Origin of the sequence: Maribacter sp. Asnod2-G09 (genome assembly GCF_045063795.1) — a bacterium.
GTDB lineage: Bacteria > Bacteroidota > Bacteroidia > Flavobacteriales > Flavobacteriaceae > Maribacter.
Genome location: NZ_JBEFOA010000004.1, coordinates 310499 through 323094 on the forward strand (window position 1 = coordinate 310499; position 12596 = coordinate 323094).

Genomic DNA, 12596 nt, shown 5'->3' on the forward strand with positions numbered 1-12596 from the left:
TCGCACAAATTTAACTATATTTTGAGTTTAAATACGACGGAATGGCTAGTATAGAAAATAAGGTGATTTGGGTAACAGGTGCTTCTTCTGGAATTGGAGAAGCGTTGGCATATCAGTTAAACGAACTTGGAGCTAAAATTATACTCTCTGCAAGAAGAGCGGATGTTCTTTTAGAAGTAAAAGGTAAATGTAAGTTTCCTGAAAATGCAGCTATGCTACCTTTAGATCTAATCGCATTCGATTCGCTAGAAAGCATTACCGAAACGGCTATATCTATCTACGGCAAAATAGATATTTTGATTAATAATGGCGGACTAAGTCAACGTTCATTAATAATAGACACCAAATTTGAAGTGTATCAACAAATGGTAGATGTTAATTATCTGGGTACTATCAAACTAACAAAACATCTACTGCCCTATTTCATAGCTCAAAAAGGTGGTCATTTCGTTACTGTCACCAGTTTAATGGGTAAATTTTCTTCTCCGTATCGTTCCGGTTACTGTGGCGCAAAACATGCGCTACATGGCTTTTTTGACGCTTTACGTATGGAACATGAGAAAGACAATGTCAATGTATCAATCATTTGCCCAGGTTTCATACAAACCAACGTTGCTAAAAATGCATTAACTGGTGATGGGTCTGCTTTACAAAAAGAAGATAATGCTACAGAAAACGGAATGCCCGTTAACGATTGTGCAAAAGAGATTATCTCTGCAATTAAAAAGAAAAAATTTGAAACCTATGTCGGCGGAAAAGAGAAATTCGGAATTTACCTAAAAAGATTCTTCCCTAAACTGTTACATAAAGTGGTTATAAAAAGTAAGGTTAGATAACCTTATTTAAAATTAAACCAAAAACGAACTCCGTCTTGTGTTTTATCAGTATTCATTGAAGTTTGAAGTTGATTAGCCAATCGACTCATTAGACGAATACCCATAGAAGAACTAGCGCGTTCATCTGAATCTTCAGGCAAACCAATACCATTATCGGTATACTCAAAGAAACCTTCTTGACCAGCCATTTTTCGTAGATGGATGTATATTTTACCATCGCTATCATCATTCGGAAAAGCATATTTAAATGAATTAGAAACCAATTCATTTAATATAAGTCCGAACGGAATTGCCCTATCAATATCTAATTCTACACCTTCGGCATCTATAGTAATATTAATACTATGACCGCCTTTTTTATAAACAGACTGAATACTATTAATCAAACTTTCAATATACCCTTGCATCTCAATAACCGATAGATCATCATTTTGATACAATTTCTGGTGTATTAATGCCATAGCCTTTACTCTACTTTTGCCCTCTTCTAATGCAGCGATTGCAGCCTTACTTCGAGTATTTTTAGTCTGTAAACTCAACAAACTAGAAACCATTTGTAGATTATTTTTAACCCTGTGGTGAATTTCTTTCAGCAAAGAATCTTTCTCTACCAATGAGTTTTCGATAATAAATTTCTGTTCGGCAATCAAGCGTTGGTTTTTGATACTTTTTAAATAAGCATATACCAAACCTGCAAAACCAATAAGTGTAAATATTAAGGATACGAACACCAAACTAATTTTATCATCTCTAGCCTTAATATCTTTTTTAGATTCTTCTAACTGCGCTTTCTGCTGCTCTATCGCTTTTCTAGAATTCTCTAAATCTTGAGCTACAACAGAAGTTAGTTGTTGATTTTTAATATTTGATGCCAATGCATCGATAGAATCTCTAATTCTAATATTCTTTTTAAGGTAAACAGTAGAATTTTTAAAGTCGCCGGTTTTAAAATAGTAATCGGCATAAATTCTATTACGCTTTAAAATATTATCTGACTTTATAGGGTTAAGGTCATCACTTAAATAATCAGTTGCTTTGGCGTAATCATCTAATTTCAAATAACATTCTGCCAAGGCAAGCGTATTCTCAATAATATCTGAAGAAAATTTACTCTTATTATACTTTTTGATAATATCTCTACTCTCTTCTAAAAACGGAATAGCCTTTTCATATTCACCTAGCTGCACGTGACATTTACCAATATTACCTATAATCAATCCGTTTAGAATTCTGCCATCTGCAATTTCCTTATCAGAATGCTGGTTGGTAACATCACTCAGAAAAACCTTTATAAGCCCCTCTGCTTTCTTAAAATAACTCAATGCAGTTGATGAAGACTTATCTAACCTTAAATAATTACCTATGGTGTTGTTATAAATAGCCTGACCATAGTAATCGTCATCTTTAAGCACTTTTTTCTCTTCGGTCATGTAATCACGCATAGCCTTTCTATACTGACCTAAACTCGCGTAAATATCATAAAAGGCAACGTTATCAGTTAAGCCTAATTCACGTTTTACCCTTCTAATCTCAATTTGCTTATCATATAGTTCTAGCATAGCATAATTATTATCTAATATGCTTAGAATATTCTGCTTAGACTCTACATCTAACTTTAATAAATTATCATATAGTGGTCTGGCAATTGCTAGACTTCTCTCATAGTTACCCAAATCATAATAGATTTGAGATTCTATAAGTTGGTAGTTTCGTATGGAAATTGAATCTTTTGTTTTTTCAGAACTGTTCAAGTAAACCTTTACAGTATCTAACCAATCGTACGGAGAATTCTGATTGTAACGGTTGGGAGTATTAAAAAAGAAGAACGAACGTAGTTCACCGTTTTCTAAATCTTGAAATTGTTTATAATAATCTTCATTCTGAGTTTCTACATCGTCTTGCGCAAAACCAAGGCACGTAAATACACTAAAAATCAAAGTGCACAATAATCTCAAAATAAAGGGTTTTTTCATATCTCATTAAAAGCAGAATCAAACTTATAAATTAAACCCGATTCTACTAAATTTTTGTTGTGAGCCATCATTAAAAGATTTTCAAATAACCTAAAGCTCAAAAAGCGTGTTCTACGTACTTTTTACTGTTTCATTAAAAATTGATGCTTATTTTGATTTCAAAATCAAGTTCCAGACAAAGAAACCATTCAATTTCTAATATTTCAAAATTATAAATAAGCCATACGTATCAGGATTATTTGTTGTGTAACCCTTAATTATTGTGGTGAAACGTACTTAGGCTACATAATCATGTATTTCATCGGTAAAAAGATACACTTTATCGATGAATAATTGCATTTCATCTGAGGTAAAAGCAAAAAAAAACACCTTAAAAAGGTGTTTTTTTTATATAGTAACTCGGATTAGGAATTCATAGCCGAGATAATAAACTCTTTAAAATCTTTAGAGATTGGGATCAATGTATTGTTGATCATAATATCTTTTGAATTGATAGCATCAATATGATCCACATTTACAATGTATGATTTATGTGCTCTGTAGAACTTGTTCTGTGGTAACTTCTCTAAATAATCTTTTAATGGTGAACGCACCAAAAACTTTTTATCTACAGTATTTACTTCCAAATAAACGTTGTCAGCTTTGATAAATTGAATATCACCAAATTGTATTCTGTAATAAAGATGCTGCTTCTTAACGAAAATAGAATCCTTTAAAATAGAATTAGACATTGCAACATCTTCGGTGTTGGTATCATTAACTGCTCCATTATTAGCCGCAGTCTGTTTACCATAAATGAAGTTTGATAATGCAATTTCAATAGATGTATATAAATCTTGTTGCTCAAAAGGCTTCACCAAATAACCGTTAGGTTTTACTGTTTTAGCATTTTCAACCGTTGCACGATCAGAGTTAGATGTTACGAAAATGAAAGGAATATCATAATTCTCTCTAATGTGTTTACCCAAATCAATACCCGTTTTATCAGAAGCTAAAATGATATCAATTAGAACTAAATCTACCTGTTGGGTTTTTAAAACTTCAACAGCCTGTTCATAAACAATTACGTTGTCAACTATTTCATATCCTATTTCCTCTAGCATAGATTGCATATCATCAGCGATGATCACATTATCCTCAACAATTAGAATTTTTATGGGTTGTTCCAAGGTTTAAATTGGTTTGTGGGTTATACTCAAAATTACAAAAAATAATAATAACTAATAAAAAACAACAAGGCGATAAAAAAGGTACTTAATGCTAATTTTTTCAGCTCTGGATCAAGTTCTACCTCGTTATTGGTGCTAGCTACTTTTCTTAAATGAATAAACACCAGAAGGTAGCCTGCAAGACATACATAACGTAATTGCGATCCATTTGTTGTAAGCAAAAAACAAAACAGACACAAAAACGAAATAATTAACAGTGCGTAGTGATATTTTTTTGCCTTCGGTAAACCCATTTTAACCACCATGGTATTCTTACCAACTGCGGCATCAGATTTTATGTCTCTCATATTATTAAGGTTAAGAACACCTACACTTAATAATCCTATAGAAACTGCGGGTAATACTGTCATAAAAGAAATTGCTTTGAGGTATAAAAACATAGAACCTAAAACACTGACTAATCCAAAAAATATAAAAACAAAAATATCGCCAAGACCGTTATACCCATATGCAGATTTACCTACAGTATATTTGATAGCTGCCCAAATTGCAAAGGCACCAAGTAATAAGAATAAAACAGGGTATAGAATATCTTTTAAACCGAAAGAAGTTATGATCAGAGCTACTATGAGAATTGCATTAATTACAATACTAATATAAATACCAGATTTTAACTGCGCTGCGGTTAAAAGTCCGCTTTGCAAGGCTCGTTTTGGTCCTACCCTATCATCACCATCAGTACCTTTGACACCGTCACCGTAGTCATTCGCAAAATTGGAGGTTACCTGTAAACCAATAGTCGTTAAGATTGCCAGAACAAAAATACTGACATTCGTAACCCCATGATAAGCTGCCATAGCAGTACCAACAAGAATACCTGAAATTGATAAGGGAAGCGTTCTAAGTCTTGCTGCGTTGAGCCAAGCTTTAACTTTTGTCACTAAAAAGGATCTTCTATTTGAATTCTTTTACCGTCTTGATAAGAAGCTACGAAAGCATCACCAAAACCAATATCTACCAATTGTTTTCTAAAAGATTGCGCTTCTTCTAAAGTTTCAAAATTACCTAATGAATACGAATAAAAAGGATTGGTTTTAACGAAGAGTGTATTGGTCAAAGCTTCAGAAGCTAGTGTCACATTATTATCTACGAAAGATTTTACTTGTACCGAATATATTTTTTCTTTCTGTAAGAACTCTTTAGCCAGGTAAAATTCTTTAACAAGGCTTAGTTCTTCATTTTGCTCTTTTAAACTTTCTAAACGAGTTCTAATTGCATCAACGCTATCTATAGAAGTTAGTACTAAATCATTAGAAGCTTTTCTATTAAAACCACCTGAACTTGACAAACCTGCAGTAAATGAGGTAAATGCTAAACCGCCAATTAAAAAAAGACCTGTGATTCCTGCCAAAATATTACGCTGAATCTTACTCTTCTTTAATTCTTTGTTCTTGAATTTTATTTGATCTAATAAACGCTCATTGATAATTTGTGCTTTATCGACGTCTTTATGTAATTCTAGTAAATCGCTTTCTTCTATAAAGGGCATATACAGGGGTAATTTTTACGCTTAAAACCTAAATGTAAGTTAAAAATTGTTAATAACTTTTTAATTGACACAAAAATAAAATTAAATGTAACTAATCACAATAAACACGATGATTATTTAAGATATTCTGTTGAAAATCAAATCAAAAAGAATTTTCCTACATTTTTATTTAGTCATCTAAGAGACTGATACCGTCAGATTCAATTTTAATTTTTCTGTCTTTGTATAAGGTACCTAGACCTTTTTTAAATGTTTTCTTACTCATTTGAAAAACATCTCTAATTTCTTCTGGTGCAGACTTATCATGTAACCCTAAAAAACCACCACTTTTAACTAACACTTCATATATTTTCTTAGCAGCAGGTTCTAAAACTTTCGCACCTAATGGCTGAAGAGAAATATCTAATTTATTGTCTTTTCTAATGGTCTTGATACAACCAGGTATAACGTCGCCAATATTAATTGGTTTGAAAACTTCGTTAAAGTAAACTAACCCTTTGTGCTTTTCATTTACAATAACCTCCCAACCTAAATCGGTTTGTCTAGTAACGACTAAATCTACCTTCTCCCATTCTTTAAGATCGATGGTATCATTACTTAAAAATCTGTCCAGTTTATTTGAAGCAACCAATCTACCAGAACGTTCATCTAAATAACAGTGTACCACATACCACTGCCCTTCTTTCATCTTAACACGCTGCTCACGAAAAGGTACTAAAAGGTGTTTCTCAAGACCCCATTGCATAAACGCACCAAATTCATTGACCTCAGCTACTTGTAATAACCTAAACTCACCAAGCATAATGTCTGGTTCTAAGGTAGTTGCAACTGGTCTTTCATCATAATCTAAATAACAGAAAACTTTAATTTTCTCTCCTATTTCATATTCAGTTGGTACATATTTATTTGGTAACAATACATCATTTCCTTCTTCATCACCCAAAAAGAGCCCAACACTAGTGTCTCTTAAAATCTCAAGGTTGTTTATACGTCCTAATTCTATCATGCTGCAAAATTACATTTTAAATATTAAAAACTTGGTCTAAAAAAAAGACCGTTACCAAAAAGGCAACGGTCTTTAATTTAATTGTCATCTGACTATTTATCGTAAACAGATTCTTTTTTGAAATGTTGACAAAGCTTGTAATAGATAACCGCTCTATGCTTGTTTCTGTTAGAAGAACCGTATTTGTCCATAACAGATGCAAGTGCCTCATCTAATTTAGCATTATCAGGAAGACCTAACTTTTTGATCAAGTAATTGTTCTTTACAGTATCCAATTCTTTTTGATCACTACCAGATACTTTAGAAGCATCGATGTTGTAAATAGATGGTCCTAGACCAACAGTTACTTTTTTAAGCAAGTCCATATCTGCATTTTCACCAAATTTATCTTTGATGTCTGCAGCATACTTTTCGATTAAATCGTCTCTTTTACTCATGTTAAATGTGTTATAATTAATGGTTAATACACCACTAAGATATGAAACGAAAATAATCAATCAAAATTTTATCGTTTTTTAATGTAGGCGTAGTAATTTCCAGTAATTGCGGACGACCGGTTTCATCAAAAAATGTACTTAATTCTTCTTCTAGTTCTTCAGATGAATTTGCCGTTAAATAATTGAAACCATACATCGCACAAAGATGCGCTGCCGATAAGGTATGCCTGGTTTCAAAATAGGTTTCAAAAACATCAGAATTCTCCTTCCCCGGAAGTATTCTAAAAATTCCGCCGCCATTATTATTAACAACAATAATTCTAAAATTAGGCTTTAAGTAACTATTCCACAATGCATTACTATCATAGAAAAAGCTAAGATCACCTGTTATAAAAAGTGTAGGTGAGTCACTTGCCAAAGATGCACCTATTGCAGTAGATGTACTACCATCTATACCACTTGTACCTCTATTACAAAATACTTTCAGTGTAGGGTTAACATTAAATAACTGCGTATATCTAATGGTAGAACTGTTTGCCAGCTGCAACATATAATCGTTAGGTATAGCTGCTAAAATATGATTAAATGCTAGAAAATCTGAAAACGGAATTTCTTTTAAATAATCATCTCTTTTAAGCTCATATTTCTCTTTTACTATATTCCAATGAGAGAAATACTCACTTTTTAGATTGGTATTGTCTACATACATTTCACTAAAAAAATCATTGACCGAAATTTTAATATGTTCTTCTAAACAGAAAAAAGTATCGTTTGCAAATTGACCGCCAATATGCCAATGATGTTTGGGTGCGTAATTTCTTAGAAATGCTTTTACTTTTTTAGAAACTATGAGTCCGCCAAAAGTAATCAATACCTCTGGCTTCAGTTTTTCAAATTCCAATTCCGTTTCGGCATGCATTTCAATGGGAACAACTAAAGAATCTATACTATTGAAAAAATTAGGATGATGAATGTTAGATGTAGTTTCTGTTAACACGATAACGCTAGGATCATTAGCTAGCTTTTCTAAAACTATATCTTTAATAGCATTAGAGGTATTCACCCCTACCAATACCATTTTACGAACAGAAGATTTCCAAATATTTCTGTGCTGCTTTAAATCAACAACATGAACTACCTCAGCAGGTATCGCACTAATTTGCGGAGATATCGTAGGTGCTGATACTGTTTCATACAAAGGCTCTTCAAAAGGTGCGTTTATATGAATAGGAGTATTAGAGGTCAGTGCAATTTCAAGAGCAAGGTTCAATTGACCATCATTATAATTCTGCACTTCTCGTTGCACATCATTTACGGCTCTATCTGAAAGCCACTCAGATTTGTATTGTAAAACTTTTGTTGTAGCATGACTGACATCTTGCTTTAGATTAGCTGAGTATCTAATATGATTTTCAAATACATTTCGCTGATTAATAGTTTGCCCATCTCCTATTCCTAATTTATACACGGGTCTGTCGGCAGAAATAACTATCAACGGAATATTACTAAAATATGCCTCTGCGACTGCTGGGTAATAATTTAAAAGCGCACTACCAGATGTGCACAACACTACCACCGGCTTTTGCAATTGTTGCGCCATACCTAAAGCAAAAAAGGCAGCACAACGCTCGTCTACAATACTGTAACAAGTAAAAAAAGGATTCTCTACAAACGCTATGGTAAGCGGTGCATTTCTTGATCCCGGCGATATTACTATATTAGAAATATTCTTTGCCTGGCAATGTTGAACAATAGATTGTGCGGTAGGTATTGCGGAGTATTTCATGTAGTTCAAAAATACGACCAAAGCGGGTTATTACCCAAAAGTTACTAATCTATTTACCGTCTAGAACACGAAACATGGTATTGCTTTTTAAAGCAGTTTCTTCCCACTCCTTCTCTGGAATAGAGTCAGCGGTTATACCACCGCCCACATAAATTTCGGCTTTATCTTTAAACAATTGCATACAACGAAGGTTTACATAAAGCTCTGAAGTTTTCATCACACTTCTATAGGCACTATTCTCTTGATTTCTTCGGTTTCTATTTCTAGACAGCTCTGATTTCATATTTAGCTCCCCAAGAAATCCCGTATAAAAAGTTCGATCATACAGTTCGTTTTCTAAAATAAACTTCTTTGCATTCTCTAACGGACTACCGCAAACAGCAGGCGTTGGATGAAGCGCTTTTAATACATCACCAAATTTATTCGGAGCAAAAGTACCTTTCATCTCCGTACGAAGATGCCAAAGTTGACCTGCCCTAACAGACTCGCGTTCAGAACTATTTAGAGAAACAACCTTATCTTTTAAAGTATCAAATATGTAATCGGTAACCAATTGCTGCTCATGTATTTCTTTTTCTGCCCAAATTGGCTCAGTATCACCTACTGAGTTTTGAGTACCTGCCAAAGACATTGTTGTAAATTGAGAACCGTTACTTTTTACTAAAATTTCTGGCGTAGCACCCATCCAAGTCCCTATTTTTGGGTGATACCAGAAATAACAAAATGCTTTTTTATAAACTTGAAGAATTCGTTGATATATTTCAAAGAAATCGTCTTTACAATCAACTTCTATTTTCCTTGACAAAACTACTTTATTGAAGTCACCTTCATCGATTTTATCAATAGCATTCGATATCAACTTAGTATATCTCGATTTCTCTGCAGAATTGTTATTAAATGTATTATTCTCTGCAGATAGAGCTTCATGAGATAAATTCAAAGGTACCTTTTCGAAAGCATCCATTTTCAACAGTATAGCTTCTGAATTCAAATCGAACGGAGCAAAAACGAATCCTGTTTCAGTGAAATCACTAACCTTATGAACGGTGTCATCCTTTTGAAAAACACCAATCAGTTCTGATTCATTAGGTTTGCTATACAATACAAACGGCAACTGCTCTTTCAAGCAATTTGCAGCTCGATCAAAAAGTTCATTTACCATACTATTTTTTAGGTAATGCGATAGTGGTTAATTTACAAAGAGAAACCAATTGATCATCTTCATTAGTCACTCTAATCTCCCATAACTGTGTAGTTCTACCTTTGTGTAAAATGGTAGCCTTTGCGTAAACAAATCCTTCTTTTACACTCTTAACATGATTTGCAGAGATTTCTAATCCTCTAACAAAGTATTTATTACCATCTAAAAAAACATAAGATGCAGCACTACCTACACTTTCTGCCAATGCAGCTGTTGCACCACCATGTAAAACACCGTCTGGCTGATGTACTTTAGGTGTTACGGGCATTTTGGCTAACAAAAAATCTTCCCCTACATCGATGTATTCAATATCTAAGGTTTCCATCAAGGTATTCTTAGAAGTTTCGTTACAAATCTTCAGAATTTTTTCTTTGTAGTCGTTCATCCTTTTTTTTGTAAAATTAAGCATTACATTACCAACAGAAAAGCCGAACCGAAATGATAGATTAATGGAGAACCAAATAAAAAATGTCACTTATAAAACCACCAATACCTATGAGACTTTAAATGAATTAACTAGCCAAACAAAACAAGTTTGGATCGTTTTTCATGGCATTGGTTTCTTAAGTCGATTCTTTCTTAAATATTTCAACGAGTTACCTAAGAATGAAAATTACATCATTGCCCCACAAGCTCCTTCTAAATATTATTTAAAAAATGAATATAAACATGTAGGCGCAAGTTGGTTAACAAAAGAAAATACGGCACTTGAAACCGAGAATCTTTATCATTATTTAGATGCTGTTTTAGAAAATGAAAAGCTTCCGTCTGATTGTAAAATTGTTTTCTTCGGATTTTCGCAAGGCATTTCTATAGCATTAAGGTATTTGGCGTATTCTAAAATGACTTGCTCAAAATTGATTCTCTATGCTGGCGGAATACCAACAGAATTAAAAAAATCAGATTTTACCCATTTAAAAATGGATACTGAGATATTTTCTGTTTTCGGCAACAAGGATCAATATATTACTCCAGACAAATTAATAGAAGAGAATAACAAACTTAAAGTGCTTTTTGGTGACACTATTCAACATATCACTTTTGATGGCGGACATGAGGTTAAAAAAGAAATTATAAATCAACTGGCAGAATGAGCAACACACCAACTTTAGAAAATGAACGGGTTATATTGAGTCCGCTGACAATAGACAATTATGAAAAGCTTATTTCTATTGCATCACAAGAAAAACTAGTTCAATACTCCCCTTCTGACATTGCAACACCTGCAAGTTTAAAAAACTATGTAGAAACTGCATTAGAACAGCAAAAAGCTGGCACTAGCATACCCTTTATTGTTTATGATAGAAAGAATAACGTATTTGCAGGGTGCACCCGTTTTATGCATATCAATTCAAAAAATAAAGTCCTGCATATTGGCTCTACTTGGATCGGTCGTGAATTTCAAGGTACCGGGTTAAACACCCAAATGAAAAAATTAATGCTTGAATATGCTTTTACTACCATGAATTTTGAAAAAGTAGAATTTCGTGTAGATGAAAGAAATATGGCATCAAGAAAAGCAGTTGAAAAACTAGGTTGCACATTAGAAGGTATGCTTCGTAAAGATGTTTACTTACTTAATGGTTTTAAAAGAAATACCTGTTGCTATGGTCTTTTACGAGAAGAATGGCAAAGCAATCAGAAATAGTACTACTCTTTAATAACGGTAGTTTCAGCTGGGTAATAGGTTATTTTTCTCGTAGTATAGGTATTGTCGGGTGTTACAATCTGCTTGATCCAATTACCAACTTCAGAATTGTCGTATTGATAAATGTATTCTTTCTTAATAATACCAGCACCTCTCTTTGCTATTTCAGAAATTAGCATACCCTTTTCGTCATATTCGTAACTCGTACGCGTGGTTGGCTCAAATTTCTTTAATTGCGAATTATATTCAAACTCTTGCTGTGCCATTAATTTATCATCCATAGTATACACTTCTTCAAAGGCATCATTCTCTTCACCATTTAAATACTCTTTGGTCAAAACAATTCTTTGGGCAGCTTTATTAATAGGTTTTAGGGTAGATGTACGAATAGATTTTACAGGAGCATCGTTCAATAGATAAGTAACAGTATTCTCACCTTTAAACTTCTTATGCTCTATAAGCGTAATATCTGTACCGTTATTATTAGTTCGCTGAATACTTATTAAATCGCCAAACTCATCATAGCCATATATGTACTCATCTAAAAACTCTTTTTCATAAGAGAAAATACGTTCTTGTATTTTTAAATTATCGGTAGAGTCTATTTCGTAAAAATGCGCAATAGAAGTACTTGCATCAAATATACCATTTCTATAAGATTCTGAGCGCTTTTCTAAAAGATCATCATTGCTATACTTGTAATAAACAGCATCATAATCTTGGTCATTGTACCTAGTCACCGACTTTATCAAGAAGCCTTTTTTATTAAAGTCATATTCTTCTTTGCCATAATCGGTACTTACCAAACAAGATTTCACATCTCCCATTAAGCCAAAATCCGCAAGGGTAAAGATTTGAATTTCTTGTCCTCTTACGCTAGAAAAAGCTGTTATAAAAACCGTTAAAAAAATAAAATGGTATTTCTTGATCATACTGCAAAATTACTTTATTAAAAATAGGGACAAAAGAATATCTTATAAAAGTAAAAAGG

13 protein-coding genes are annotated in these 12596 nt (G+C 33.1%); 3 read left to right on the forward strand and 10 right to left on the reverse strand.

Annotated elements, in window-relative coordinates; all coding sequences use genetic code 11:
- The first annotated feature begins 41 nt into the window (after positions 1–41).
- Entirely contained in the window at positions 42–836 is a 795-nt protein-coding gene (locus ACJJVT_RS08510; RefSeq protein ID WP_405397918.1) for an SDR family oxidoreductase, read from the forward strand.
- A 2-nt stretch (positions 837–838) separates the two neighbouring features.
- Here ACJJVT_RS08510 and ACJJVT_RS08515 read toward each other — a convergent pair whose 3' ends face one another.
- From ACJJVT_RS08515 to ACJJVT_RS08555, 9 genes are all read right to left on the reverse strand, one after another.
- The gene (locus ACJJVT_RS08515; RefSeq protein ID WP_405397919.1) at positions 839–2809 is read right to left on the reverse strand and encodes a sensor histidine kinase; all 1971 of its coding nucleotides are present in this window, start codon (positions 2807–2809) and stop codon (positions 839–841) included.
- 404 nt (positions 2810–3213) lie between these two features.
- Positions 3214–3978, reverse strand: coding sequence for a response regulator (locus ACJJVT_RS08520; protein ID WP_324027932.1), 765 nt, complete (start codon positions 3976–3978; stop codon positions 3214–3216).
- A gap of 32 nt (positions 3979–4010) precedes the next feature.
- Complete coding sequence (gene menA / locus ACJJVT_RS08525) at positions 4011–4919, reverse strand: 1,4-dihydroxy-2-naphthoate octaprenyltransferase (RefSeq protein WP_405397922.1); 909 nt, start codon at positions 4917–4919, stop codon at positions 4011–4013.
- A complete protein-coding gene (locus ACJJVT_RS08530; RefSeq protein ID WP_073246421.1) occupies positions 4919–5527 on the reverse strand; it encodes an SPOR domain-containing protein in 609 nt (202 codons plus the stop codon). The genes menA and ACJJVT_RS08530 overlap by 1 nt, the downstream gene beginning before the upstream one ends.
- Positions 5528–5696: 169 nt before the next feature.
- The gene (locus tag ACJJVT_RS08535) at positions 5697–6533 is read right to left on the reverse strand and encodes a S1 RNA-binding domain-containing protein (RefSeq protein WP_405397924.1); all 837 of its coding nucleotides are present in this window, start codon (positions 6531–6533) and stop codon (positions 5697–5699) included.
- Positions 6534–6625: 92 nt separating this feature from the next.
- Positions 6626–6970: a DUF2853 family protein gene (locus tag ACJJVT_RS08540; RefSeq protein ID WP_405397926.1), complete on the reverse strand. Its 345-nt coding sequence runs from the start codon at positions 6968–6970 to the stop codon at positions 6626–6628.
- Between the two features lie 34 nt (positions 6971–7004).
- Positions 7005–8756, reverse strand: coding sequence for a 2-succinyl-5-enolpyruvyl-6-hydroxy-3-cyclohexene-1-carboxylic-acid synthase (gene menD / locus ACJJVT_RS08545; RefSeq protein ID WP_405397927.1), 1752 nt, complete (start codon positions 8754–8756; stop codon positions 7005–7007).
- Between the two features lie 49 nt (positions 8757–8805).
- Entirely contained in the window at positions 8806–9918 is a 1113-nt protein-coding gene (locus ACJJVT_RS08550) for a chorismate-binding protein (protein ID WP_405397929.1), read from the reverse strand.
- A 1-nt stretch (position 9919) separates the two neighbouring features.
- Entirely contained in the window at positions 9920–10342 is a 423-nt protein-coding gene (locus tag ACJJVT_RS08555) for a PaaI family thioesterase (RefSeq protein ID WP_405397932.1), read from the reverse strand.
- A gap of 64 nt (positions 10343–10406) precedes the next feature.
- Between ACJJVT_RS08555 and ACJJVT_RS08560 the strand changes: the two genes are divergently transcribed.
- Positions 10407–11051 carry an alpha/beta hydrolase gene (locus ACJJVT_RS08560; RefSeq protein ID WP_405397934.1) on the forward strand — a complete coding sequence of 215 codons (645 nt, stop codon included), beginning with the start codon at positions 10407–10409 and terminating at the stop codon, positions 11049–11051.
- Positions 11048–11605, forward strand: coding sequence for a GNAT family N-acetyltransferase (locus ACJJVT_RS08565; RefSeq protein ID WP_405397936.1), 558 nt, complete (start codon positions 11048–11050; stop codon positions 11603–11605). Before ACJJVT_RS08560 ends, ACJJVT_RS08565 begins: the two co-directional genes overlap by 4 nt.
- Before the next feature lie 2 nt (positions 11606–11607).
- On the opposite strand, the gene ACJJVT_RS08570 is transcribed toward ACJJVT_RS08565, so the two are convergent.
- The gene (locus ACJJVT_RS08570; protein WP_405397937.1) at positions 11608–12537 is read right to left on the reverse strand and encodes a hypothetical protein; all 930 of its coding nucleotides are present in this window, start codon (positions 12535–12537) and stop codon (positions 11608–11610) included.
- Between the last annotated feature and the right edge of the window lie 59 nt (positions 12538–12596).